Source organism: Amycolatopsis sp. MEPSY49, assembly GCF_051337345.1.
GTDB lineage: Bacteria > Actinomycetota > Actinomycetes > Mycobacteriales > Pseudonocardiaceae > Amycolatopsis.
On the sequence record NZ_JBDLYJ010000010.1, the window covers coordinates 244,590 to 269,038 of the forward strand.

The 24,449-nt window shown below is 69.8% G+C and carries 26 protein-coding genes; 14 read left to right on the plus strand and 12 right to left on the minus strand.

Annotated features, from left to right (window positions below; genetic code table 11):
- Position 1 precedes the first annotated feature (1 nt).
- On the minus strand, positions 2 to 1,213 hold the full coding sequence (locus tag ABFJ78_RS36520; RefSeq protein ID WP_436391918.1) for an acetyl-CoA C-acetyltransferase: 1,212 nt from the start codon (positions 1,211 to 1,213) through the stop codon (positions 2 to 4).
- A gap of 160 nt (positions 1,214 to 1,373) precedes the next feature.
- Here ABFJ78_RS36520 and ABFJ78_RS36525 point away from each other — a divergent pair, with 160 nt between their 5' ends.
- Positions 1,374 to 2,552 (plus strand): TetR/AcrR family transcriptional regulator, encoded by a 1,179-nt coding sequence (locus ABFJ78_RS36525; protein ID WP_436391919.1) that lies wholly within the window; start codon positions 1,374 to 1,376, stop codon positions 2,550 to 2,552.
- Positions 2,553 to 2,559: 7 nt separating this feature from the next.
- Here ABFJ78_RS36525 and ABFJ78_RS36530 read toward each other — a convergent pair whose 3' ends face one another.
- On the minus strand, positions 2,560 to 3,420 hold the full coding sequence (locus ABFJ78_RS36530; protein ID WP_436391921.1) for an effector-associated domain 2-containing protein: 861 nt from the start codon (positions 3,418 to 3,420) through the stop codon (positions 2,560 to 2,562).
- Positions 3,421 to 3,573: 153 nt separating this feature from the next.
- Between ABFJ78_RS36530 and ABFJ78_RS36535 the strand changes: the two genes are divergently transcribed.
- The 5 genes from ABFJ78_RS36535 (at position 3,574) to ABFJ78_RS36555 (ending at position 8,520) form a co-directional block, all read left to right on the plus strand.
- Entirely contained in the window at positions 3,574 to 4,779 is a 1,206-nt protein-coding gene (locus tag ABFJ78_RS36535; RefSeq protein WP_436391923.1) for a low temperature requirement protein A, read from the plus strand.
- Positions 4,780 to 4,878: 99 nt separating this feature from the next.
- Positions 4,879 to 6,174 (plus strand): acyl-CoA dehydrogenase family protein, encoded by a 1,296-nt coding sequence (locus ABFJ78_RS36540; protein WP_436392024.1) that lies wholly within the window; start codon positions 4,879 to 4,881, stop codon positions 6,172 to 6,174.
- Positions 6,175 to 6,189: 15 nt separating this feature from the next.
- Positions 6,190 to 7,395 carry an acyl-CoA dehydrogenase family protein gene (locus ABFJ78_RS36545; RefSeq protein WP_436391925.1) on the plus strand — a complete coding sequence of 402 codons (1,206 nt, stop codon included), beginning with the start codon at positions 6,190 to 6,192 and terminating at the stop codon, positions 7,393 to 7,395.
- A gap of 48 nt (positions 7,396 to 7,443) precedes the next feature.
- A complete protein-coding gene (locus tag ABFJ78_RS36550; protein ID WP_436391927.1) occupies positions 7,444 to 7,647 on the plus strand; it encodes a hypothetical protein in 204 nt (67 codons plus the stop codon).
- A 3-nt stretch (positions 7,648 to 7,650) separates the two neighbouring features.
- Complete coding sequence (locus tag ABFJ78_RS36555; protein ID WP_436391929.1) at positions 7,651 to 8,520, plus strand: peptidoglycan recognition protein family protein; 870 nt, start codon at positions 7,651 to 7,653, stop codon at positions 8,518 to 8,520.
- Here the strand turns inward: ABFJ78_RS36555 and ABFJ78_RS36560 are convergent.
- From ABFJ78_RS36560 to ABFJ78_RS36570, 3 genes are all read right to left on the minus strand, one after another.
- A complete protein-coding gene (locus ABFJ78_RS36560; protein ID WP_436391931.1) occupies positions 8,509 to 9,576 on the minus strand; it encodes an alpha/beta fold hydrolase in 1,068 nt (355 codons plus the stop codon). The two genes, ABFJ78_RS36555 and ABFJ78_RS36560, sit on opposite strands and share 12 nt — an antisense overlap.
- 111 nt (positions 9,577 to 9,687) lie before the next feature.
- Positions 9,688 to 10,533 carry an SDR family oxidoreductase gene (locus ABFJ78_RS36565; protein WP_436391932.1) on the minus strand — a complete coding sequence of 282 codons (846 nt, stop codon included), beginning with the start codon at positions 10,531 to 10,533 and terminating at the stop codon, positions 9,688 to 9,690.
- A gap of 59 nt (positions 10,534 to 10,592) precedes the next feature.
- Positions 10,593 to 11,105, minus strand: coding sequence for a GNAT family N-acetyltransferase (locus ABFJ78_RS36570; RefSeq protein ID WP_436391934.1), 513 nt, complete (start codon positions 11,103 to 11,105; stop codon positions 10,593 to 10,595).
- A gap of 147 nt (positions 11,106 to 11,252) precedes the next feature.
- Here ABFJ78_RS36570 and ABFJ78_RS36575 point away from each other — a divergent pair, with 147 nt between their 5' ends.
- Genes ABFJ78_RS36575 through ABFJ78_RS36585 form a run of 3 tightly spaced genes read left to right on the plus strand, consistent with a single transcriptional unit; the run spans position 11,253 to position 13,480 of the window.
- Positions 11,253 to 11,774, plus strand: a complete 522-nt coding sequence (locus ABFJ78_RS36575; RefSeq protein ID WP_436391936.1) for a YbaB/EbfC family nucleoid-associated protein — start codon at positions 11,253 to 11,255, stop codon at positions 11,772 to 11,774.
- 15 nt (positions 11,775 to 11,789) lie between these two features.
- A complete protein-coding gene (locus ABFJ78_RS36580; protein ID WP_372664016.1) occupies positions 11,790 to 12,125 on the plus strand; it encodes a hypothetical protein in 336 nt (111 codons plus the stop codon).
- A complete protein-coding gene (locus tag ABFJ78_RS36585; protein ID WP_436391938.1) occupies positions 12,122 to 13,480 on the plus strand; it encodes a hypothetical protein in 1,359 nt (452 codons plus the stop codon). The genes ABFJ78_RS36580 and ABFJ78_RS36585 overlap by 4 nt, the downstream gene beginning before the upstream one ends.
- Before the next feature lie 53 nt (positions 13,481 to 13,533).
- On the opposite strand, the gene ABFJ78_RS36590 is transcribed toward ABFJ78_RS36585, so the two are convergent.
- From ABFJ78_RS36590 to ABFJ78_RS36605, 4 genes are all read right to left on the minus strand, one after another.
- Complete coding sequence (locus ABFJ78_RS36590) at positions 13,534 to 14,688, minus strand: acyl-CoA dehydrogenase family protein (RefSeq protein WP_436391940.1); 1,155 nt, start codon at positions 14,686 to 14,688, stop codon at positions 13,534 to 13,536.
- Positions 14,685 to 16,670, minus strand: a complete 1,986-nt coding sequence (locus ABFJ78_RS36595) for an acetyl-CoA carboxylase biotin carboxylase subunit (RefSeq protein ID WP_436391942.1) — start codon at positions 16,668 to 16,670, stop codon at positions 14,685 to 14,687. The genes ABFJ78_RS36590 and ABFJ78_RS36595 overlap by 4 nt, the downstream gene beginning before the upstream one ends.
- Before the next feature lie 2 nt (positions 16,671 to 16,672).
- Positions 16,673 to 18,286, minus strand: coding sequence for a carboxyl transferase domain-containing protein (locus ABFJ78_RS36600; protein WP_436391944.1), 1,614 nt, complete (start codon positions 18,284 to 18,286; stop codon positions 16,673 to 16,675).
- 147 nt (positions 18,287 to 18,433) lie between these two features.
- The gene (locus ABFJ78_RS36605; protein WP_436391946.1) at positions 18,434 to 19,204 is read right to left on the minus strand and encodes an SGNH/GDSL hydrolase family protein; all 771 of its coding nucleotides are present in this window, start codon (positions 19,202 to 19,204) and stop codon (positions 18,434 to 18,436) included.
- 331 nt (positions 19,205 to 19,535) lie between these two features.
- Here ABFJ78_RS36605 and ABFJ78_RS36610 point away from each other — a divergent pair, with 331 nt between their 5' ends.
- Together ABFJ78_RS36610 and ABFJ78_RS36615 are read left to right on the plus strand one after the other, a co-directional pair.
- A complete protein-coding gene (locus tag ABFJ78_RS36610) occupies positions 19,536 to 20,126 on the plus strand; it encodes an SACE_7040 family transcriptional regulator (RefSeq protein WP_436391947.1) in 591 nt (196 codons plus the stop codon).
- A 46-nt stretch (positions 20,127 to 20,172) separates the two neighbouring features.
- Complete coding sequence (locus tag ABFJ78_RS36615) at positions 20,173 to 20,673, plus strand: hypothetical protein (RefSeq protein WP_086670478.1); 501 nt, start codon at positions 20,173 to 20,175, stop codon at positions 20,671 to 20,673.
- Here the strand turns inward: ABFJ78_RS36615 and ABFJ78_RS36620 are convergent.
- Positions 20,670 to 21,227 (minus strand): TetR/AcrR family transcriptional regulator, encoded by a 558-nt coding sequence (locus ABFJ78_RS36620; RefSeq protein WP_436391949.1) that lies wholly within the window; start codon positions 21,225 to 21,227, stop codon positions 20,670 to 20,672. The genes ABFJ78_RS36615 and ABFJ78_RS36620 overlap by 4 nt on opposite strands.
- A gap of 74 nt (positions 21,228 to 21,301) precedes the next feature.
- On the opposite strand from ABFJ78_RS36620, the gene ABFJ78_RS36625 reads away from it, so the two are divergent.
- Positions 21,302 to 22,042: an SDR family oxidoreductase gene (locus ABFJ78_RS36625; RefSeq protein ID WP_436391951.1), complete on the plus strand. Its 741-nt coding sequence runs from the start codon at positions 21,302 to 21,304 to the stop codon at positions 22,040 to 22,042.
- Between the two features lies 1 nt (position 22,043).
- Here ABFJ78_RS36625 and ABFJ78_RS36630 read toward each other — a convergent pair whose 3' ends face one another.
- Entirely contained in the window at positions 22,044 to 22,670 is a 627-nt protein-coding gene (locus ABFJ78_RS36630) for a TetR/AcrR family transcriptional regulator (RefSeq protein ID WP_372664007.1), read from the minus strand.
- A 69-nt stretch (positions 22,671 to 22,739) separates the two neighbouring features.
- Between ABFJ78_RS36630 and ABFJ78_RS36635 the strand changes: the two genes are divergently transcribed.
- Together ABFJ78_RS36635 and ABFJ78_RS36640 are read left to right on the plus strand one after the other, a co-directional pair.
- Positions 22,740 to 23,618: an AurF N-oxygenase family protein gene (locus ABFJ78_RS36635; RefSeq protein WP_436391954.1), complete on the plus strand. Its 879-nt coding sequence runs from the start codon at positions 22,740 to 22,742 to the stop codon at positions 23,616 to 23,618.
- A 13-nt stretch (positions 23,619 to 23,631) separates the two neighbouring features.
- Entirely contained in the window at positions 23,632 to 23,850 is a 219-nt protein-coding gene (locus tag ABFJ78_RS36640) for a hypothetical protein (RefSeq protein ID WP_086670488.1), read from the plus strand.
- On the opposite strand, the gene ABFJ78_RS36645 is transcribed toward ABFJ78_RS36640, so the two are convergent.
- Positions 23,778 to 24,437: a DUF2306 domain-containing protein gene (locus ABFJ78_RS36645; RefSeq protein ID WP_436391956.1), complete on the minus strand. Its 660-nt coding sequence runs from the start codon at positions 24,435 to 24,437 to the stop codon at positions 23,778 to 23,780. The genes ABFJ78_RS36640 and ABFJ78_RS36645 overlap by 73 nt on opposite strands.
- Positions 24,438 to 24,449: the final 12 nt, after the last annotated feature.

A 24,449-nucleotide genomic window follows, 5' to 3' on the forward strand; every position in this document is an offset into this window, starting at 1 on the left:
CTCACACCCGCTCGATGATGGTCGCGACGCCCATGCCGCCGCCGATGCACAGGGTCACCAGGGCGCGGCGCGCCTGGCGGCGTTCCAGTTCGTCGACCACGGTGCCGACCAGCATCGCGCCGGTGGCGCCGAGCGGGTGGCCCATGGCGATCGCGCCGCCGTTGACGTTTACCTTGTCCTCGTCGAGGTGCAGGTCCTTGATCCACTTGAGCACGACGGACGCGAACGCCTCGTTGAGCTCCCACAGGTCGATGTCCTCGGGCTTGAGGCCCGCGGTCTTCAGGACCTTCTCGGTGGCCGGGGTGGGGCCGGTGAGCATGATCGTCGGCTCGGAGCCGATCGACGCGGTCGCCACGATCCGGGCGCGCGGGGTCAGCCCGAAGGTCTTGCCGACCTGCTCGGAGCCGACGAGCACCAGCGCGGCGCCGTCGACGATGCCGGAGGAGTTGCCGCCGGTGTGGACGTGGTTGATCTTCTCGACCGAGTGGTACTTCTGCAGCGCGACGGCGTCGAAGCCGCCCAGCTCGCCGATGCCGGCGAAGGCGGGCTTGAGCTTGCCGAGGCCCTCGATGGTGGAGCCGGGACGGCGGTGCTCGTCGTGGTCCAGCACGGTGACGCCGTTGATGTCCTTGACCGGCACGACGGACTTGGCGAAGTAGCCGCCGGACCAGGCCGCCTCGGCGCGGTCCTGCGAGCGGACGGCCCAGCGGTCGACGTCCTCGCGGGAGAAGCCCTCGATGGTCGCGATCAGGTCGGCGCCGGTGCCCTGCGGGACGATGTAGTTGTCGTACGCCGTGGCCGGGTCCATGAACAGCGCGCCGCCGTCGGAGCCCATCGGTACGCGCGACATCGACTCGACACCGCCGGCGATGATCAGGTTGTCCCAGCCGGAGCGGACCTTCTGCGCGGCGGTGTTGGTGGCTTCCAGGCCGGAGGCGCAGAAGCGGTTGAGCTGCACGCCCGCGACGGTCTCGGGCAGGCCGGCGTTCAGCGCGGCGGTGCGCGCGATGACGGCGCCCTGCTCGCCGACCGGCGAGACGACGCCGAGCACGATGTCGTCGATCGCCTTCGGGTCGAGGTTCGGGTGGCGGACCTTGAGCTCTTCGATCAGGCCGACCACCAGGTCGACCGGCTTGGTGCCGTGCAGGGCACCGCCCTTGTTCTTGCCGCGAGGCGTGCGGATCGCCTCGTAGATGTAGGCCTCGCTACTCACAGAACAACTCCTCGCGAGCGGGTGGGAACGTCGTCGTACCTAGCCGTACCACCGTCGATGATACCGGCCAGTAGGGCTAATGGCCATTAACATATCGCCGGATAACCCCATGGTGTCAATGGGTTGCAGGTGTGCCGTTAGCCGCTATCGTTCACTCACCATGACCGACTCTGTGCGTAGTGCGCGCCCGCGCGACCGCAAGGCCCAGCTGGCCGCGGTGGCGGCGGAGCTGTTCCGCGCCCGCGGCTTCCCCGGGGTCGGCATCAAGGACATCGCGGACGCGGCGGGCGTCACCGGCCCGGCGTTGTACCGGCACTTCGCGGACAAGCAGGCGATCCTGGCTTACGTCGTACTGAGCGGCTTCGAGGACCTCGAGGCGGCGACGACGGAGGCGCTGTCGGACTCGGTTCCCGCGTCTGACCAGCTCGAGCTTCTTTTGGGCCGGCTCGCCACGCAGGCGGTCGAACGCCGCGAGATCGCGGCGTTGTGGCGCTGGGAGGGACGCCACCTCCCGAAGGAGGACCAGCGCGAGATCGCCCGCCGTTCGACACTGGCGCTGGCGACCTGGTCGAAAGCGTTGCTGGTCCAGCGTCCGGACCTGCCGGCCGAGGACGCGGAGCTGCTGTGCTGGGCCGCCCTGTCGGTGTTCGGGAGCGTGTCCGTCCACCACACGTCGGTGGCGCGCCGCCGGTTCGCCGCACTGCTGGTCGAGCTGGCGCTGGATGTGCTGAACACCACACTCCCGGCACCGTCGTCCGAGCCGCCTTCTCCGACGCTGAGCTTGGGTACGCCGTCTCGCCGCGAGCAGGTCCTGGCGGAGGCGACGGCGTTGTTCGCCCAGCGAGGCTTCCACGACGTGAGCATGGAGGACATCGGAGCGGCGGCGGGCATAGCGGGCCCGAGCGTGTACCGCCACTTCCCGAGCAAGGCGGCCCTGATGGTCGCAATCGGACACCGCGCGGCGGACAGGCTGGCGCTGGCCGCGGAGCGCGCGCTGCAGGCGCCGGACGAAGTGTCCGCACTGCGTCGCTTGGCAGCGTCGTACGTGCACACGATCCTGCACACACCGGAGCTGCTGGTGTCGTTCTCGGCGGACCGCGTGACGATGCCGGACCGCGACAAGGCGGACCTGCTGCGGGTGCAGCGGGACTACGTGGCCCAGTGGGTGACGCTGCTGTCAGCAGTGCGTCCGGAGTTGCCGCCACGGGAAGTCAAGATCACGGTGCACGCGGCGTTGACGATCGCTAACGACTTGGCCCGAACCCGCCGTCTGGCCGCGCGGCCGCACTTCGAAGCGGAGCTGACGACGTTGCTGCACACGGTGCTCGGCCTCGCCTGAACCCGGGTCAGCGGTCCTCCGGCCACCGCGCGATCAGCTCGGTCAGCCGCGCTACCTCCGGAGAATGCGGATCGATCGTCAGCACCACGTCGAGCAGGCACTGAAGGCCGCCTTCGAAGCGCAGGCACGTCTTCGCCAACGCGATCACGTGCAGCCGGTCCTGCGGGTGGTAGGAGACCTGCGACGCGATTTCCCTGCGGGGGAACATTTCCAGCAGCAGCCGTCGGCTGTCGCTGTTGCGCACCCACGGCACGTCCATCAGCGCTTCGACCAGCGCGGTGAAGCCGGGCGCCGCTTCGGGGGGCGCCACGCGACGGGCTTCCGAACCACCCATGAGGCGCAGCCACGCGATCGTGCTGGTTTCCTTGACCGACACCGGGATCCGCGCGTACTCGCCGGGTGCGGCGGCCGGGTCTTGGGCCACGACGTCGTCGTAGAACATGGCGGACGCCAGCAGCGCCAGGTCCGCGCCGGTGGCCTTCTGCGCGGCTTTCGCCGCCGGGGCGTCGAGAATCCGGAACGTGGCGCTGATGGCCTTGCCGACCGCCCCCTGGCCACCCCATTGCACTTCGCCGGCGTTCAAGGCCACCCGCAGCTGGATCTGCGCCGCTTCGGAATGCACCGCGTTGTAGCGGCGCAGTTCGGCGTGCAGGCGCTCGGGCAGCTGCGCGACGAGGTCCGCCTTCGCGATTTCCGGCGGCAGCAGGATCATCGCGCCGTCGCCGGTGTTCTCCACGAAGCAGACGTCCCACGGGACACCCGTCTCGGCGAAGCTGCCTTTGAGAACCGACCAAAGTCCCTCGTGAACCTCGCGCAGGTGGGCCAGAGTCCGGTTCGGGTTGTTGTAACCGGCGATGTCGACGGCCATGATCGTCCTGTGGTGCGCAGCCGAAAGCGAATCCACGCCACACCTCCCCGTCCCGTCGCTCATTGTCCCAGACCCATGCACCCCCGGCCATGTTCGCGCAGGGCGTTACCGGGAAACCGGTCCTCCTTGTCCTTGTTTCGTCCATAATTCGGCGTGCCCACGAGACGACTGCACCTGGTGAGCGCGGATGAGGACCACCGCGTCTCGACCATCGAGCTCTTCTTCGACCTGGTCTTCGTCTACGCCATCACCCAGACCACCCAGCTGATGGCCGACCACCTGAGCCCGATGGGCGTCGGGCAGGGGCTCGTCATGCTCGCCGTCCTGTGGTGGTGCTGGTGCTCCTACGCCTGGCTCGGGACCACCATCCACGTCGACCACGGCATCGCCCGGCTCGCCATGTTCGGGGCGATGACCGTGATGTTCCTCGTGTCGCTGACCATTCCCGAGGCGTTCGTCGACCGGCCCGGTGGGCTGTTCGCGCCCGTTCTCTTCGTTGCCTGCTACGCGCTCGTGCGGCTGTTGCATCTCGTCGCCTACTTGGGCGCGGCGAAACACGATCCGGGGTTGCGGCACGTCCTGCTGCGGATGTTCGTCGGGCTGCTGCCGTCCGTCGTGCTGCTCGCCGTCAGCACCGCGCTGAGCGGGCCGTGGCAGCTGGGGCTGTGGGTCGTCGCGCTGCTGGCCGACTACCTCAACGTCTACCTCGCCGGGCCCGACGGCTGGCGGCTGAACTCGCCCGCGCACTTCGCCGAGCGGTTCGGGCTCATCGTGATCATCGCGCTCGGCGAGTCGATCGTCGCGATCGGCATCGGGATCGGGCCGCTGCCGATGTCGTGGCTGGTCACCGGGGCCGCCGTCTGCGGGCTCGCGCTGGCGGCCGGGATGTGGTGGACCTACTTCGACGTCGTCGCGCGCGTCTCCGAGCACCGGCTGACCCAGGCCACCGGCACCGAACGCGCGAAGCTCGCCACCGACTCCTACACCTTCCTGCACCTGCCGCTGATCGCCGCCATCGTGCTCGTCGCGCTCGGCCTGAAGAAGGCGTTTGCATACATTGCCGACACTGAACACCACACACCTGGTGAAGCGCTCCACGGCGTCCCGATCTGGGCGCTGACCGGCGGGCTCGCGGTGTACCTCATCGCGCTGAGCGCCCTGCGCAAGCGCAACCTCGGCAGCTGGAACGTCCAGCGGCTGGTCGTCGGCGCGCTGCTGGTCGCGGCGACGCCGTTGCTCGAGCACGTGCCCGCCGCCGCGCTACTGCTGGTCGTCGCCGCGGTCGTGCTCGGGCTCATCACTTTCGAACGACTCCGGTTCGCCGAGTGGCGCAAGAAGGTGCACAACGCGCACCCGTAAGTGAGCCCACACTGGCGCGATCCCGGTCCACCCGTTAACCTACTCGCGAGTAGGTAACGGATGGAGGGCCACATGGCTGCGCCAAGGAAACGGGACGCGATGGGCTGGGGCCTTTCCGCGCTGACCCGGCTGGCCGGGAGCAAGGTCGTCGATCGGGCGGGGCTGCGCAAGCCCATCGAAGGCCTGGTCACCGCGGGCACGCGCAACGGCTTCCGCGTCGCCGGCGCGGCGACCCGGTCGTTCAAGTCGGTGCGGAAGCTGGGCAAGCCCGCCCGGCTCGCGCCGTCCGCCGACACCGGGCTGTTCGACCTCACCCCGAGCGAGGACCAGCAGCTCATCGTCGAGACGGTCACCGAGTTCGCCGCCGAGCAGCTGCGCCCGGCCGCCGCGGACGCCGACGCCAAGCTCGAGGCGCCCGAAGGACTGCTGACCAGGGCCGCCGAGCTGGGCATCAGCCTGGTCGGCATCCCCGAGGAGCTCGGCGGCGTCGGCACCGAACGCTCGGTCGTCACCAACGCGCTCGTCGCGGAAGCGCTCGCGCACGGAGACCTCGGCCTGGCCGTGGCCGTGCTCGCGCCGTCCGCGGTCAGCACCGCGCTGGTCAGCTGGGGCGACGAGCAGCAGCAGGCCGACTACCTGCCCGCGTTCGTCGGCGAGAACGTGCCCGCCGCCGCGCTGGCGCTGCAGGAGCAGAAAGCGCTCTACGACCCGTTCAAGCCCGCGACGAAGGCGCGTCGCACGCCGAAGGGCTACCAGCTCGACGGTGTGAAGTCCCTGGTCCCGCGCGCGGCGCAGGCGGAGCTGTTCATCGTGTCGGCCGACCTCGAAGGCCGCGGCCCGGCGCTGTTCCTCGTCGAGTCGTCGACCGCGGGCGTGACCATCGAGGCCGAGCCGGCGATGGGCCTGCGCGGCGCCGCGACCGGCAAGCTGCACCTCGAGCAGGTGAACCTGCCCGCGGGCGCGCTGCTCGGCGGCGGCAAGCTCGACGTCTTCACCGACCTCGTCCGGCTTTCGCGGCTGGGCTGGGCGGCGCTGGCCGCCGGCACCGCGAAGGCCGTCCTCGACTACGTCGTCCCCTACGTCAACGAGCGGGTGGCGTTCGGCGAGCCGATCAGCCACCGGCAGGCGGTGGCGTTCTCCGTCGCGGACATCGCGATCGAGCTGGAGGGCCTGCGCCTGGTGACGCTGCGCGCGGCGGCGCGGGCCGAACAGGGCAAGTCCTACGCGCGGGAGGTCGCGCTGGCCCGGAAACTGGCCACGGACAAGGGCATGCAGATCGGCAGCGCGGGCGTGCAGCTGCTCGGCGGGCACGGCTTCGTCAAGGAGCACCCGGTCGAGCGCTGGTACCGCGACCTGCGCGCCATCGGCGTCATGGAAGGCGCCGTCCTTCTTTAGAAAGGGCTTTGACTCATGATCAACCTGGAAGCTCCCAAGAAGGCCGGCGCCCTGATCAACCAGGCGTACCAGGCCGCGGCCGAGGTGTTCCGGCCGATCTCGCGCAAGTACGACCGCGCGGAGCACACCTACCCCAGCGAGCTGGACATGTTCGCGGCGCTGCTGGACGGGCTCAACTCCTCCGGTGAGGGCGGCGCGGGTGCGGCGGGGGTGCGTCGCTCCGGTTCCGATGACGCCGCCAAGGGAAATCGCAACGGGGCCAACCTGAACGTGGTCCTCGGCACGATCGAGATGTGCTGGGGCGACGTCGGCCTGCTGCTGTCGATGCCCCGCCAGGGCCTCGGCAACGCGGCGATCGGCTCGGTGGCGACGGACGAGCAGCTCGAGCGCTTCTCCGGCATGTGGGCGGCGATGGCGATCACCGAGCCGTCCTTCGGCTCGGATTCCGCGGCGGTCAGCACAACGGCTCGTCTCGATGGCGACCACTACGTGTTGAACGGCGAGAAGATCTTCGTGACGTCGGGCGAGCGCGCGGACGCGGTGGTCGTGTGGGCGACACTGGACAAGTCCAAGGGCCGCGCGGCGATCAAGTCGTTCGTGGTGGAGAAGGGCACACCGGGCTTCGAGGTGGTGCGCGTCGAGCACAAGCTCGGCATCCGCGCTTCGGACACGGCGGTGCTGCGCTTCGAAAACTGCCGAGTCCCTCGCGAGAACCTGTTGGGCACGCCGGAAATCGACACGGCCAAGGGTTTCGCCGGCGTCATGCAGACGTTCGACAACACGCGTCCCCTGGTGGCGGCAATGGCGATCGGCGTCGCCCGGGCCGCGTTGGACGAGACCCGCGAGATCCTCACTTCCGCCGGAGTCACGATCGACTACGACCGGCCGGCGAACTCCCAGCACGCGGCCGCGGCGGAGTTCTTGCGCCTGGAGGCGGACTACGAGTCGGCGTACTTGCTGACGCTGGAATCCGCGTGGATGGCGGACAACCGCAAGCCGAACTCGCTGCAGGCATCGATGGCAAAGGCCAAGGCGGGGCGATCGGTGGTGGAGATCGCGCTGAAGTGCGTCGAACTCACCGGGGCTTACGGGGAAGAGTCTTTGCTCGAAAAGTGGGCTCGGGACGCCAAAATCCTCGACATTTTCGAGGGTACGCAGCAGATTCAGCAGTTGATCGTCGCTCGCCGGATCCTCGGGAAGACCTCCGCCGAGCTGAAGTGAGTCACCCGCGATCGGCCTCCGGTACCCTCGGGTTCAGGGAGGCCGATCGTGACCGACTTCATCGTGCACCAGCCCGAAGACTCCGCCCCGATCAAGACACCCGACGAGTGGGACGCCGAAGGCTGGGACGCCGACCGGCAAAGTCCGAAAGACCTCGACGAAGCCCGCTCCGCTCTCGACGCTCGCATCGCCGATCCGCACGCTCCCGATACCGAAGCCGAGTCCGGGGCCTACGACGGGCTGGAGGGCTGACCGGTGTACGTTCCCTGGCTCGTCGATGCCGCTCGCAGCACCGGTTATCCCGTCGTCGAAGTTCCTGGATGGCAGACCCGCGGCCACGGCGGCATGCGCGTTGTCGAAGGCGTTGTCGGGCACCACACCGCCACCTCGGACTCCGCTCCCGGGGACTACCCCTCGCTCGACATCGTCACCAACGGCCGGGCCGATCTCGCCGGGCCGTTGTGCAACCTCGGGCTCGGGCGCAGCGGCACCGTATACGTTGTCGCCGCTGGATGCGCTTACCACGCCGGGGCCTCGCGGTGGCTCGGGTTCCTCGACGTCAACGACGAATTCCTCGGTATCGAAGCCGAATCCGCGGGCGCCGGTGGCTGGACGGACGCCCAGCGGGACGCCTACCCCAAGCTCGTCGCCGCGCTGCTGCGGTACATGTCGCGCGGCCTCGAACGCTACGCCGGGCACAAGGACGTGTGCCTGCCCGTCGGCCGGAAGATCGACCCCGTCGGCATCGACACCGCGTGGATGCGCGAACGCGCCGCCAACCCCACCGTCACCAGACCCGACGCGGGCGTCGAAATCCTCGAACGGATCACCGTTACCCCGCCGGACGGTGGCGAGCACACCGTGCGCGTCTTCCTGGCCGGCAGCCCCGGCTCGGCGATCGTCGTGCGGCCCCGGCTGGGCGGGGACGGCTCCTCGAAGCCGATGTGGGTGGGCGGCATCCTCGCGTGGGGTTCCGACCACACCGGCATCGGCCACAATCCCGCGCAGCTCCCCGGCTACGACCCGCGGTTGACGTCGCACCGGCGGTACGACGTGCCCGGCGCGGTGTGGGCCGACGTCCGCTACAGCGCGGCCGAGCCGTTCGAAATCGACCTAGTCGGCTGAGGCTGAGATCCGGTCGTCCAGGAACTCGTCCAGGTAGCGCCACGTCGTGCCGCGCGCCTTGCGGCCCGTCAGGACACCCAGGTGGCCGCCAGGTGCCGTCTTGAAGCGGACCTCCGGGGCCTTGTCCAGCAGTTCCACCACCCGCTCCACCGACGGCCGCGGCGCGATCGTGTCGTTCTCGCCCGCCACCACCAGCGTCGGGACGCGCACCGACGACAGCGAAATGATCCGCCCGTTCAGGTCGACCTTGCCCTCCGCCAGGTCGTTCGTGCGGAACAACCGGTGGTACAGCTGGCCGAACGTCCGCCCGGGGTAGGCGTACATGTTGCTCATGAAGTGGTCGACCGCCTCGATCTGCGCGAGGTAGTCGCGGTCGTCGAGGTGCGACAGGATCGCGATCGGCTTCGTGATCTCCTTGCTGATGCCCGTCGCGCGGAACACGCGGCTGACCAAATAGGACGGTGCGCCGCCGAACGCGCGGTAGATCGGCGTCAGCAGGTGGCCGTTCGTCAGGTCGACCAGCGGGCGGAACGGCGCCACGATCGGGATCGCCGTGAAGTCCACCGGGGAACCGATCGCGGTGATCGACGCGATCGGGAGGTCCGGCTGGTCGGCGTTCACCAGAAGCGAGAAGATCCCGCCCAGCGACCACGACACCAGGTGGACGTCCTGGCCGCCCGAATCCTGGCTCACCTTGCGGATCGCCCGCGGCAGGACCTCGTCGATCCAGTGCTCGATGCCCAGGCGGCGGTCGGAGAACGCCACCATGCCGTAGTCGACGAGGTAGGCGTTGCGGCCGCCCTCGACCAGGTGCTCGATGAGGCTGCAGCCGCGGCGCAGGTCGAAGCAGATCGCCGGCGCGGCCAGCGGCGGAACCAGCAGGATCGGCGGACCCGACACCGGGCGGCTGCTGTGCGTCATCCGGTACACCGAGCGGTTGGGGCCCTGGTCGATCAGCACCCGCGGCATCGGGCGCAGGTCGGCGACCCCGCCGTGCAGCACCTTGCCGACCACGTTCGACGCCGCCGCGGCCAATCGTGCGGGCGGTGAAACCATTTCGAAAGCCTCCTGCGACGTCCCCGGGCACTTCCGGTCAATCTTGCCCGGTCAGGCCCATGGACTCAACACCGCCCACGTCCAAATCGGACAGTCGCTAGGCCGTCCGAGTTACTCCTGGGACGCTCCGGGCGCGCTTTCGGCGGCGCGCGCTTCGTACTCCGCGCGGGCCGGAGAATGGGCCGCTGAAGCCAAAAGCCGGTCGGCCTTCAACGCACGGGCCAGCGCCTCGCCGGCCCGGCGCGGCAGCAGCCGGGTGAGCTTGCCCATAGTGCCCACCGAGCGGGGCACGAAGACCTCGAAACGAGGCTTGCGCAGCGTGGATACGATGGCGTCGGCCACATCTTCCGGCCGCGAAGACTTGAACAGCTTCGCTTCGCCGAGGCCGCTCGCCAGCTCCGTCCGGACGATCGCGGGCATCACGCACGAGACGTGCACGCCGCTGCCGTGCAGCTCCAGGTGCACCGCCTCGGACAGCCCGACAACCGCGTGCTTGGTCGCGCAGTACGTCGCCGCACCCGGAAATCCCGCCTTGCCCGCGAAGGAAGCGACGTTGACGATGTGCCCGGACCGCCGCGGCCGCATCCGCTTCATCGCCTCGCGCGTCCCGTGGATGACGGCGTGCAGGTTGATCTCCAGCTGACGCCGGGTCGTGGCGTCGCTTTCCTCTTCGAGGAGCGCGAGCGGCATGATCCCGGCGTTGTTGATCAGCACGTCGATGCGGCCGTGGCGGCGCTCGACCTCGTCGAGGAACCCGGTGAAGCCGGCGATGTCGGTGACGTCCAGCGGGAGGGCCTCGGCGTCCAGCTCGCCCGCGGTTTTCTCGGCCCGGACCTGGTCGAGGTCGCCGATCACCACCTTCGCGCCCAGCCGGGACAGCGCCGACGCGGTCGCCGCGCCGATCCCCTGCCCGCCGCCGGTGATGACGACGACCTTGCCCGCGAGCTCCTCGGCCATGGCGACTCCTTCGTCTGTTGGCAACGCGTCAACAGTGTCACCCCTGACCCGCGATCGCGCTACCCCACGCGTTGCTCGAGGACCTGCCCGACCCACTCGTCGACATGGAACTGCACAGTCGGCTTGAAGCCCTGGCTCTCGTAATAGCGTTGCAGGGCGCCGTCGCCGCCGGCCCAGCAGTCGACGCGCACGAGGTCGATGCCGCGCCGCCGCGCCTCGTCGAGCGCGTACTCGATGAGCCGCCCGCCGACGTGCCGCCCGGTGAACCGCCGCGACGTGATCAGCAGCCTGACGTACAGTTCACGCTCGTCAACCGGCGGCACGTGCGGGTCGTGCTCCTCGGAAACGATGAGCGCGCCGGCCGGCTCGCCGTCGACCACCGCGATGCGCAGGCCCGGGTCCGCGGCCATGCCCGTGACGCGTTCGACGCGCTTCGGGACGCGGCTCCACGGCTCGGTCCCCCACTGCTTCGAGCTGCCCCGCGCGACGAGCCATTCGACGGCTTCGTCGAAGAAGCGCAGCAGCGTTTCGGCGTCCCCGGAGTCACCCGATCGGATGACGGTGTTGTCCATGCCCTTGTTTACCGCACCACGCGTACGCGCGGGCCGACTTCGGCGATCCACACCGCGTTAAGCCGTCGGCTCGGTTCGCGTCATCCGAGCTTCAAGGAGCGCTGATTGACTTTCGCCGTTCCCCACCCCTCTCGCGACGAGGACGAATTGACTCAGTCAGTGCCCCCGGGCGATCCGTTGGCCGCGTTCACCGTCGAACTCGAAGAAATCCGGGCGAAAGCCGCGACAGCACAGGAAACGCTCCGGTCCGCCACCGCCAGCGTGCAGTCGCCGGACGGGGCGGTCTCGGTGACCGTCGGCCCCAGCGGCGTGCTGCAGGACCTCCGGTTCGGCCCCCGCGCGTACGAACGGCCCCCGCAGGCCTTGTCCGGCCTGGTGCTGCAGCTGATCGGCAAGGCGCAGCAGAAGGTTTCGGCCCAGGTCGCCAGTGCGTTCGAGGGCATGGTCGGCGACAGTTCGGCCGCCCGCGAACTGCTGGACGAGTTCCTGCCCGCTCCCGAGCCGGACGCGGGACCGCCGGACAAGAGCGACGTGTTCATGCCGGAGCAGGAAGCCGACGACCGTCCCCCGCGCCCGCCGCACCGCCCGCCGCCACCGCAACCGCCGCAGCCGCGTCGTCGCCCCCGGCCCGCGCCGGACGAGGACGACGGCGACAGCAATCCCTGGTAGCAGGAGGAGAAACCAGTGGTTTCCGGAGAAGGCTTCTCGGTCGACCCGGCCGAGCTGCAGAAGTTCAGCCAGTTCCTGTCGGGCACCACGCAACCGGCGGTGCAGGACGCCGCGAACCGGATGCAGGCCGCGAACGGGTTCGACAACGCCGCGTTCGGCATCCTGCTCGCCCAGGTCCTCGCCGTGCCTTCGCGGGTCACGATGGCCGTGATCACCGGGGAGATCAACAACCTCGTCGGCGACATCGGCAAGTCCGCTGCCGATGTGAAGAAGGCCGCCGAGACGTACGCGACCCACGACTCGAACACGGCTCAGGGTTTGAGCACCTTCGAAACGGAGCTGGGCAAGTGACCGTCCCCATCACGTCCGCGAACTCCACGACGGGCGCCGGCGTCTTCGACAGCTGGAAGCAGGTCGGCGACTCGATCGGCAAGGTCCAGACCGAGCACGGCGGCGACCTCGCGGCCGTCAGTGTCGAACTCGGCATCAACGTCATCAGCGCCGTGCTCGACACCGTCGCGTTCGCCATGGACCCGCTGGCCAAGCTGATCGCGGCCGGGCTGGGCTGGCTGATCGAGCACGTCTCGTTCCTGAAGTGGCCGCTCGACCAGGTCGCCGGCAACCCGTCGGAAGTCACGAAGGTCGCCAACGAGCTGCACAAGATCGGCGAGTCGCTGCGCAACACCGGCACCGAGCTGGACGAGACGCTCAAGTCGACGATCACCCAGTGGTCGGGCAAGGGCTACGACAGCTTCCTCAAGTCGATCAACGACCGGAAGGGCTGGATCGACGCCAACGCCAAGGCGGCCGACGTCGCCGGCTACATGGTCGAGACCACCGGGGCGCTGATCGGCGCGGTCCGCTCGCTGCTGCGCGACATCATCACGACGATCCTCGGCGACATCATCTCCACGATGCTGATCGCGCTCGCGCTCGCCATCCCCACCTTCGGGGCGTCGATCGCCGTCGGCGTGACCAAGTGCGTCGCGACCGTCTCGGTGCAGGTCGCGGCGATGATGGCGAAGCTCGCCAAAGTCGTCGCCTACGCCGGCCGGACGCTGGCTCGCCTCACCGGCCTGTCGAAGCTGGTCAAGGGCAAGCCGGGCTCCTCCTCGAGCGCGGGGCACGAAATGACGCCGATGCCGCCGCCGGGCACCGCGATCACCCACAACGGCCCGCCGACCACCGGCGGCGCCACGCCCAGCACCCGGCCGCCGGGCGATGGCACCACCCCGAACTTCTCGCGGCCGCTGCCCCCGCCGGGCACGGCGGTCACGCACGACGGTCCCGGTGGTGGCGCCACTCCGAGCACACGGCCTCCCGGCGACGGCACCACGCCGAACTTCTCGCGGCCGCTGCCGAAGCCCGCGGACCCGCCGCCCGCGCCCAAGCCGCCGTCCCCGCAGTCGCACCTGAGCGAACACGACTTCCCGATGATCAAAAAGCACGAGGACTGGCTGAAGACCAAGTTCGGTGACAGCTACCGGAAGATGAAGTTCGTCGACGACTGGCTGAAGGCCAAGGCCCCGGACTACTACCCGATGCTGAAGGCGCTTTCCGACGCCAAGAGCTCGAAGAACTTCGTGGGCTGGGCGGGCAAGGACATCGTGCAGGTCGACCGCGGCCTGACCGACATCCAAATGCAGGCGGAGGCCGCCTGGGCCGAAGAGGACAAGAAGCAGCAGGAACAGCAACAGGCGCACTAGACACCATGAGGGGCACCTTCACGGACTTAGAAGAAGGTGCCCCTCATGGCACGTCAGGCGACCCCGAGGTGACGCGAGATCAGCATCTTCTGGACCTCGCTCGTGCCCTCGCCGATCTCCAGGATCTTCGCGTCGCGGTAGAAGCGGCTCACCGGGAACTCGTTCATGAACCCGTACCCGCCGAAGATCTGCGTCGCGTCGCGGGCGTTGTCCATCGCCGCGTTGGACGCCACCAGCTTCGCGATCGACGCCTCCTTCTTGAACGGCTCGCCGCGCAGCATCTTCGACGCCGCCTGGTAGTACGCCAGGCGCGCGGTGTGCGCGCGGACCTCCATGTCCGCGATCTTGAACTGGATCGCCTGGTACTCACCGATCCGCTTGCCGAACGCGACGCGGTCCTTCACGTACTTCAGGCTTTCGTCCACGCAGCCCTGCGCCAGACCCACGGACAGCGCGGCGATCGCGACGCGGCCTTCGTCCAGGATGGACAGGAACTGGGCGTATCCGCGGCCCCGGACGCCGACCAGGTTGTCCGCCGGGACACGAACGTCCGAAAAGGACAGCTCGTGCGTGTCCGAGCAGTTCCAGCCGACCTTCGAGTACTTCGGCGCCACCTCGAAACCCGGCGTGCCCGACGGGACGATGATCGCCGATATCTCCTTGCGGCCGTTCTCCATCACGTCCGTCACCGCCGTGACCGTGACCAGGCGCGTGATGTCCGTGCCCGAGTTCGTGATGAACGCCTTGCTGCCGTTGATGACCCACTCGTCACCGTCCAAAGTGGCGCGCGTGCGGGTCGCGCCCGCGTCCGAGCCACCGCCCGGCTCGGTCAGGCCGAAGCCGCCCAGCGCCGTGCCCTCGCACAGCGACGGCAGCCACTTCTCCTTCTGCTCCTGGGAACCGAAGCGGAAGATCGGCATCGCGCCGAGCGAAACGCCGGCCTCCAGGGTGATCGCGACCGACGAGTCGACCCGCGCGAGCTCCTCCAGCGCCAGGCACAGCGCGAAGTAGTCGCCGCCCATGCCGCCGAACTCCTCGGGGAAGGGCAGGCCGAACAGGCCCATCTCCCCCATCTTCGCGACGATGGCGTACGGGAACTCCTCCTTCTCGTACAGCTCGCCGATCACGGGCGCGACCTCGGCGTGCGCGAAGTCCTCGACGGTCTTGCGGAGGGACTCGTACTCCTCGTCCAGGCGGAAGTCGATCACTGCTGCTCCTCTTGGGGGCTCACTATGGCAAGGGTTTCGTCCAGCACGACCTGTTGGCCGGCCCGGACGGGGAGTTCGCTGACGACGCCGTCGATCGGCGCGGTGACCGTGTGCTCCATCTTCATCGCTTCGACGACCAGCAGCGGCGTCCCGGCCTTCACGACGTCACCGGCGGCGACCTTCACGACGAGCACCGTGCCCGGCATCGGGCTGGTGACCGGCCCGGCCCCGGCGGCCTCGCCGCGGGACGAGAGCACGAACTCCTGCTCCCCGAAGGGAAAGCTCAGGCCGTCGCGTGCGAGCCAGACCGTCCGATCCGGACCGCAGGCGTGGCGGTACCGGTCGAACCCGCCGGCGTGCCGGATCTCCAGGACGTCACCCTCACGCCGGGCCGAGACCTCGACCGGCGCGGCGTCGTCGACCTGGACGACAGCGGCGGACGGCGTGCCCTGCACGCGAACCACGGCGCGCGCGGCACCGGACTTCAGCCGGAACACCACGCCGCCGGAGCCGCCCATCCGCCAGCCGTCCGGCACGTCCCACGGGTCCACGACGGACCCCGACGGCTGCAGCTCCAGGAACCGGTCCAGCGCGGCCGCGACGAAGAACTCCGCGGGCACGTCCGACGAGACCAGTTCGGACAGCCGCCGGTCGACCAGCTCGGTGTCGAGCCGGCCGGCGCGGACGTCGTCGTCGGCCAGCAGCCCGCGCAGGAACGCCGTGTTGGTGCCGACGCCCAGCAGCGCCGTGTCGGCCAGCGCGCGGTCGAGCCGGTGCAGCGCGGCCGCGCGGTCCGGGCCCCAGGCGATGACTTTGGCCAGCATCGGGTCGTAGTTCGAGCCGATCACCGCGCCGCGCGTCATCCACGAGTCGACGCGGACGCCGTCGCCGACCGGCTCGTGCACCGCCAGCACCGTCCCGCCGGTCGGGATGAACCCGCGCGCCGGGTCCTCGGCGTAGACGCGGGCCTCAACGGCGTGTCCGTTGAGGACGACGTCTTCCTGTTTGACGGAGAGGTGTTCCCCGGCCGCGACCCGGACCTGCCACTCGACCAGGTCGAGGCCGGTGACCAGCTCGGTGACCGGGTGCTCGACCTGCAGCCGGGTGTTCATCTCCATGAAGAAGAACTCGTCGGGGTTCTTCGCCGACATGATGAACTCGACCGTGCCCGCGCCGACGTACCCGACCGAGCGCGCGGCTTCGGCCGCCGCCGAGCCCATCTTCTCGCGGGTGGCGTCGTCCAGCAGCACCGACGGCGCTTCCTCGATGATCTTCTGGTGCCGCCGCTGCAGGCTGCACTCGCGCTCGCCGAGGTGGATGACGTTGCCGTGCTGGTCGGCCAGCACCTGGATCTCGATGTGCCGCGGCGTGGTGACGAACCGCTCCATCAGCAGCGTGTCGTCCCCGAACGAACCCTTGGCCTCGCGTCGCGCGGACTCGATCGCGGCGTCCAGCTCTTCGGGCGCGTGCACCAGCCGCATGCCCTTGCCGCCACCGCCGGCGGACGGCTTGAGCAGCAGCGGGTACCCCACTCGAGCGGCGGCTTCCGCGAAGCCACCTTCGGGAATGTCCACATCGGACGCACCAGGCACGACCGGGACGCCGGCCTTCGACACCGTCGCCTTCGCGCGGATCTTGTCGCCCATCGCGTCGATCGCCGCGACCGGCGGGCCGATGAACACCAGCCCGGCGGCCTCGCAGGCGCGCGCGAACTCGGCGTTCTCGGCCAGGAAGCCGTAACCCGGGTGCACGGCCTGCGCGCCCGACGAGACGGCGGCGTCCACGATGGCCGGGATCGAAAGGTAGCTGCGCACGGCTTCGGCCGGGCCGATGCGCATCGCCGCGTCCGCTTCCCGGACGTGGCGGGCGTCGGCGTCCGCGTCGCTGTACACCGCGACCGCGCGGATGCCGAGCGCCCGCAGCGTGCGGATGACCCGGACGGCGATCTCGCCGCGGTTCGCGACCAGCACTGAGTCGAACATCATCACATCCGGAAGACGCCGTAGTTGACATCGGAAAGGGGTGCGTTGGCCGCGGTCGAGAGCGCGAGCCCGAGCACCGTGCGGGTGTCCGCCGGGTCGATCACGCCGTCGTCCCACAGCCGCGCCGTCGAGTAGTACGGGCTGCCCTGCGCCTCGTACTGCTCGCGGATCGGGTCCTTGAACGCCTCTTCGTCCTCGGCCGACCATTCGCCGCCGCGGGCCTCGATGGAGTCGCGGCGGACGGTCGACAGCACCGACGCCGCCTGCTCACCGCCCATCACCGAGATCCGCGCGTTCGGCCACATCCACAGGAACCGCGGCGAGTACGCCCGGCCGCACATCGAGTAGTTGCCGGCACCGAACGAGCCGCCGATAACGACCGTTAACTTCGGCACCCGCGCACAGGCCACCGCGGTGACCATCTTCGCGCCGTGCTTGGCGATGCCGCCGGCCTCGTACGCGCGCCCGACCATGAAGCCCGTGATGTTCTGCAGGAACAGCAGCGGGATCGAACGCTTGTCGCACAGCTCGATGAAGTGCGCGCCCTTCATCGCGGACTCGGCGAACAGCACGCCGTTGTTCGCGACGATCCCCACCGGGTGGCCGTGGATCCGGGCGAAGCCGGTGACCAGGGTGGCCCCGTACTCCTTCTTGAACTCGCCGAACCGGCTGCCGTCGACGATCCGCGCGATCACTTCGCGCACGTCGTAAGGCACGCGCGGGTCGGTCGGCACCACGCCGTACAACTCGGCCGGGTCGACCGCCGGCTCCTCGGTCGGCAGGACGTCCCAGGGGCGCGGGGCGCGCGGGCCGAGCGTCGAGACGATCTGGCGGACGATCCGCAGCGCGTGCGCGTCGTCGTCGGCCAGGTGGTCGGTGACGCCGGACTGGCGCGAGTGGACGTCGCCGCCGCCGAGCTCTTCGGCCGTGACGACCTCGCCGGTCGCGGCCTTCACCAGCGGCGGGCCGCCGAGGAAGATCGTGCCCTGGTTCCGGACGATCACGGCTTCGTCGCTCATCGCCGGGACGTACGCGCCGCCGGCGGTGCAGGACCCGAGCACCGCGGCGATCTGCGGGATGCCGCGCGCGGACATCGTCGCCTGGTTGTAGAAGATCCGGCCGAAGTGCTCACGATCCGGGAAGACCTCGTCCTGCCTGGGCAGGAACGCGCCGCCGGAGTCCACCAGGTAGACGCACGGCAGGTTGTTGTGCAGCGCGACCTCCTGGGCGCGCAGGTGCTTCTTCACCGTCATCGGGTAGTACGTGCCGCCCTTGACGGTGGCGTCGTTGGCGACGACCACGCACTCGCGGCCGGACACGCGCCCGATCCCGGTGATGATGCCCGCGGACGGTGCCTCGTCGTCGTACAGCCCGTTCGCCGCCAGCGGCGACAGTTCCAGGAACGGCGACCCCGGGTCCAGCAGGGTGTCGACGCGGTCGCGCGGCAGCAGCTTGCCGCGTTCGACGTGCCGCGCGCGCGACTTCTCCGGTCCGCCGAGCCGGGCGGCGGACAAGCGTTTGCGCAGGTCCTCGACCAGCTCGGCGTGGGATGTGGCGTTGCGGGCGTAGGCCTCGCTGTCCGGGGCAGCAGACGTCCCCAGTACCGGCGTGTCCATGGGCTCCCTCGAAGTTAGCGGGCGTTAACCTCCGCTCCGATGTTAGCGACCGCTAACGTGGGTGTCCAGTGGCCGGAACACGGCAGCGTCGAATACGGAAAGGCCACCCCGGCGAACCGGGGTGGCCTCCGCTCCGCGAGAGGAACGTCAGCCGATGGCGTTGCGCAGCGGGGCGTAGTAGCCGCCCGACTGCCCGGCCACCGTCGGGTGGTACGACTCGATCACCGGCCAGGTGAGGCTGTGCAGGTAGTCGTCCGCCGAGGAGCAGATGTTGTGCCCGACGAACGACGGCCGGACGTCGACGAACGTCGCACCCGCCGACGCCGCGCGGGACTGGATCACCGAGGCGAGGGTGTCCGCACCGGAGTTGATCGCGGTCCGCTTGGTGTCACTGAGCCCGACCCAGCAGGAGCCGGGCACGGTGTAGAAGCGCGGGTAGGACAGGACGACGAGGCGTGCGCCGGGCGCCTTGGCCTTGATCGCGTTGTAGGTGTTGGTCAGCAAGGGGGGCAGGGTGTTGTTGACGTAGGTCTTCGCGGTGTTGACGCGGTTGGTGCAGTCCGAGTCGCTGCCGAGGGTGCAGGTCTGGATCACGTCGCTGAAGCCGGCGTCGTTGCCGCCCACGGTGACCGTGACCAGGGTCGCGTTGGAGGGGAGGGAATTGACCTGGTTGATGACGTCGCCGGTCTTCGCGCCCGAGCAGGCGAGAAAGGTGAACGACGTGCCGCTGTGGGCGTTGGCCCACAGCTGACCGTAGGCGTTGGAGCTGCGGTAGCAACTCCCGGAACTGCCGTAGCTGCCGGCCCCGACTCCCGAGGAGTAGGAGTCGCCGAGCGCGGCGTAGACGGTCCCGGCGGCGTGGGCGAGGCCCGTGACGCCGAGAGTGGACAGGACGACGGCCCCGAGAGCCGTGCTCAACCTTTGGACAAACCGTCGCGAAAGACGGATCGGAACCCCCATGGGCCACTCCTTTGTGACAGAACCGACCTGAAAATCACAGCAGGTGGAAGCTCCACAAGGAACCCCTAGTTACCTGTAAGTAACCCACTCGGCCCACGCCGGAAGACGGGAACACGGTTAGCGCTCGCTAACGCGGAGTTTCGCGGGAACAGCGGGACGGACAGGCCGGACATCGGCGACACGCGGAGAGGTTCACCCGAGCCGGTGACCCGGGCCGCCGGACGTCCCGGAGCGAGGCGAGCGCCACGGGGTGTTAGCGCTCGCTAACCTGCGGCTCTACTATGACCGGATGGCGGCCAACTCCACTCCGCTCGTGAACGGCGAAAAGGCGAGCAGGCGCGAGCAGATCCTGGCCGCGGCCGCCGAGCTGTTCGCCCACCACGGGTTCCACGGCGTGGGCATCGACGACATCGGCGCCGCCGTCGGGATCTCCGGGCCCGCGCTCTACCGGCACTTCCGCAGCAAGGACGCGATCCTCGGCGAGATGCTGAACTCGATCAGCCGCTACCTGCTCGACGGCGGCACGAGGTGGGCGAACCGGCCCGGCTCGGCGGACGACACGCTGACCGGGCTCGTGGCGTTCCACGTCGGCTTCGCGCTCAACCACCCCGCGTTGATCACCGTTCAGGAGCGCAACCTCGCGAACCTCACCGACGCCGACCGCAAGCAGGTCCGCGCGTTGCAGCGCCAGTACGTCGAGGTGTGGGTCAGCGCGATCCGGGAAGCCATGCCGGGACTGGGAGAACGGCAGGCGCGATCGGCGGCACACGCCGTGTTCGGACTGATCAACTCGACGCCGTACAACCGCCATCTCGGTGACTCGGAACTCGCCGAACTGCTCGCCCGGCTCGCACTGGGTGCGCTCCGCGCGGTCGGATGACCGACCCGGATCAAGGTATCCCCACGACCGCCGTCGCTGGTGTTTGATGGGGCACGTGGATGCGGACTGGAACGAGCAGGAGCTCGTCGAGAAGGCTCAGCGCGCGCTGACGGCGTTGAGCCTCGGCGACGACGCCGAAGCCCTCGTCGAGGTCGCGCCGACGGCCGTCGAACCGCAGGCCCGCGCGGACGAGACGAAGGCGTTGATGCTGCTGCTGTTCGGCGAGTGCAGCGCGATGGTCTCCACCCTCGGCGACGGCGGCAGCGCCCCGGTGAAGGTCCAGGTCTTCGACGAGGACGGCGAAGAGGTCTCGATCGACCAGGCCGACCCGCCGGTGCGGACCGCGGTCCGGACACTGCTGGCGGAGGTCCACGGCAACACCGAGGCCGCGCAGGAGCAGGTCGAGATCGCCCTCGCCAACGCGGCGCCCGACGAGGTGGACAGCCTGGTGCTGCAGGCCCTGCGCTGGACGATCCGGCTGTCGGTCGAATGCCTGGACCGCGACCTGCCGGTGGCCCCCTGGATCTCGGAAGCCGTTTCCGACTAGGCGCGAAGGCCGTCGACGATCACCGCCACGATCCGGGGTGCCCGCTCGTCCCACTCGGTTTCCGGGATCCGCGAAAGCGCGCCGAGGAGCAGGATGACGTCGGCCGCGTCGACCCCGGCGCGGATCTCCCCCGCGGACTTTCCCCGGTCCAGCAGCGTTTCGAGCGCTTCGTCGAGCCGGTGGTGCTGGCCGGAGTAGAGGTCCTGCCACGCCGGCACCTCGATCGCCGCCATCACGCCGCGTTTGACGCGCGCGTACTCGACCAGCCGCTCCAGCCAGCGGGCCAGCGCGTCGAGCGGGGAATGCTCGGCCAGCAGAGGCGCCACTGTCTCGACAAGCTGGGTCAGCTCGGCCCGGTAGACCTCCGCCAGCAGGTGCTCGCGCGTCGGGAAGTGCCGGTAGAGCGTGCCCTGCCCGACGCCCGCGGCCTTGGCGACCCGGTGCAGCTTCAGGTCGTCGGCCGCGCCGTTGGACTCGCTCAGTTCCGCCCGCGCGGCCTCGACGATCCGGTCGCGGTTGGCGACGGCGTCCGAACGGCGCTCACGACCGGCCACGGCACTCTCCTCGCGTAAGTGGACAAGTGTCCGGTAGGGTTAAACGGACAGTTGTCAGCTTAACGGAGGACCTCATGACGGACGGACTGGACAAGGTCGTCGCGATCACCGGCGCGAGCAGCGGGATCGGCGAGGCGACCGCGCGGGAACTCGCCGGCCGCGGGGCGGCGGTGGTGCTCGGCGCCCGGCGCACCGACCGGCTGGAAGCGCTCGCGCGGAAGATCCGCGACGACGGCGGCCGCGCGGAAGTGCTGGACGTCGACGTGACGCGGCGCGCCGATCTCGAGCGGCTCGTCACGCGGGCTGTCGACCGCTTCGGGCGGCTCGACGTCCTGGTCGGCAACGCCGGCGTCGCCCGGATCGCGCCGATCTCGGACCTCGACGTCGACGACTGGGACGCGATGATCGACGTCAACCTCCGCGGCGTCCTGCACGGCATCGCGGCCGCGCTCCCGGTGTTCCGCGCACAGGGCCGCGGCCACTTCGTCACGACCGTCTCGACGTCGGGGCTGAAGATCGTCCCGACCCAAGCCGTCTACGCGGGGACCAAGAACGCCGTGCGCACGCTGCTGGAAGCGCTGCGCCAGGAGTCCACCGACGGTGTCCTGCGCACGACGTCGATCTCCCCGGGGTACGTGCGCACCGAACTCGTCGACTACGTCGAGGACCCCGCGCAGCGCGAGCAGGCCCAGCAGGCGATGGCGACGCTCGGCATCAGCCCCGACGCCGTGGCGCGGGCCATCGCGTTCGCCATCGAGCAGCCCGACGACGTCGAGATCGGCGACCTCACCATCCGGCCCACCCGGCAGGGCTGAGTCAGGGGCGCAGCGAGCGGACGATCGGCGCCAGGTACAGCTCGGCCAGCCGGCGGCGCTGGGCGTCATCGTCCACCGGCAGGACCGTCTCCTGGGTCAGCACCAGGGACACGACGATCCGGATCAGCAGCTCGGCCATGCCGTCGACGTCCCCGGCGGGCAGGCTGAGCCGGCCCGCGGCGATCTCCGCGTGGAAGTGCGCCGCGATCCGCGCCCGGGCCGCCGCGAAGAGGCCGCCCGCCTGGACCGTCAGGTGCGGGAGGATCAGCTCCGGCTCGGTGCGCAGCAGCCGGTTGAGCAGCCGGTGCCCCCGCAGGTACCCGAGGGAGAAGCTCAACCCCTCGATGAGCTTCTCCTCCGGGGTCGCCTGCGCTTCGACGACGGCGTCGACCTTCGTCAGGAACCGCTTCATCTCCCGCTGGATCAGCGCGCCCAGCAGCTGGTCCTTCTTCGGGAAGTAGCGGTAGATCGTCACCCGCGAGAGGCCGACGCGGCGCGCGACGTCGTCCACGGTGAACCGGCGTAGCCCGAAGTCCTCGGCCTGGGTGAGCGCCGCGCCCATGATCCGTTCCGCGGTCTCGTCGCCGGGCAGTTCGGCTTCGAGGGCGTGTTTCAGGAGATCGCGCATGCACTGACTTTACATCTTGACGGAGATTGTTTCATGCGTTCTAGTGTTAAACGACACAGGGAGGCACGGATGGGTGATCGCGAAGCCACCGCCGAACGGCTGCTCCGCTCGAGCGCCCGGCTTTCCTACGACCCGAACGTCGACGTCCACTGGGCCGCGCCGCTGAACGACGACCAGTTCTTCATCCCCGAAAAACTCGTCTCCCTGTACGGCACGCCGCTGTGGGACACGCTGACCCGCGCGCAGCGGATCGAGCTGTCGCGGCAGGAGCTGGTGAACACCGTCAGCGTCGGGATCTGGTTCGAGCTGATCCTCATGCAGATGCTGCTGCGCGCGTCCTACCGCCAGGACCCGACGACCCGGCACGTGCACTACGCGCTGACCGAGGTCGCCGACGAATGCCGGCACTCCACGATGTTCGCGACGCTGATCGAGCGCGTCGGCGGCCGGCCGTACCGCAACAACCGCTGGCTGCAGCTGAGCGCGCAGGCGCTCCCGGCGATCCTGCACGGCCCCGCGATGTGGGTGGCGACGCTGATCGGCGAAGAGATCTTCGACGCGCTGCAACGCGAACACCTCGACGACGAGTCCGTGCAGCCGGTGGTGCGCGCGGTGATGCGCATCCACGTCACCGAAGAGGCGCGGCACGTCCGGTACGCGCGCGACGACCTGGTCCGCTCGCTGGCCCGGGCCCCGTGGTGGCGCAAGGAGTTCGCCCGGGTGGTGGTCGCGGTCGGCGCGCTGCTGATGTCCCGCCTGCTTTCGCGGCCGCGGCAGTACCTGCGCGCGGGGATCGACCCGAGCGTCGCGGTGAACGCCGCGAGGACCAGCCCGCACCGGCGCGAGACCCTGGCCTTCGGGGCCCGGAAGCTCGTCCGGTTCCTGCGGGAGAACGACCTGATCGGCGGCCCGAGCGCGGTGCTGTGGCGCCGCGCCGGAATGCTCTAGCGGAGGGGAAGCCATGGCACTCAAGGATCTGCTCGCCGCGGGCACCGGCCGGCTCGCCGACCGGATCACCACGGCCGGCGACGAAGCGGGCGACCGCGCGGACGACGTCGCGTGGCGGGTCGCGAAGCTGTCCGACCGCGCCGCCGAACGCCTCGGTGACTACGCGGCGGGCGCGTCGCGGCGGGTCGCGAACCGCTTGGTGCGCTTGGGAGAACGTGTCGCCGGCCGCTGACGGATCAGGACTTCGGCGACGATCAGGTTGACGACCCAGCCGAGCGTCTGCCCGACCGGGATCAGCGTGGGCGCGCTCGCCGGGTCGACGCCGCCGAACGGGGCCTGGGCCAGCAGGAGCACGGGAACGAGCACGCGCGAGGTGACGGCGAGGAAGGTCAGCGCGTAGTTCCGCATCATCCAAGCCCGGTGGGCGGCGAAGTCGCGGCGCCGGGCCGCGCGGTACGCGAGGCCGCCGGTGACCAGCCACAGGATCGCCGCGAGCGTCAGGCTGACCTGCGTGAGCGGCCGGCCGGACCACACGGCGACCGGGATCGCGGCCACCGCCGACGGCACCACCCCGGCCAGGAGGTAGGCCCGGCCGAGCGTCCGGTGGAGCCGCTTGCGCGCGCGCACCTTCGGCACGAACTGCAGCGGGCCGAGCACGAGCGCCACGGTGGCCGTGAAGATGTGCGCCACCAGGACCGAGTACTGGACGCCGTCGCGCACGTCGAGCCGGCTGTCGGCGACGTCGAGGCCCAGGTACGGGTAGGCGAGCACGCCGCCGAACCCGATCGCGACGGCGAACATCAGCCAGGTTTTCCGCATGGCGCCACGATC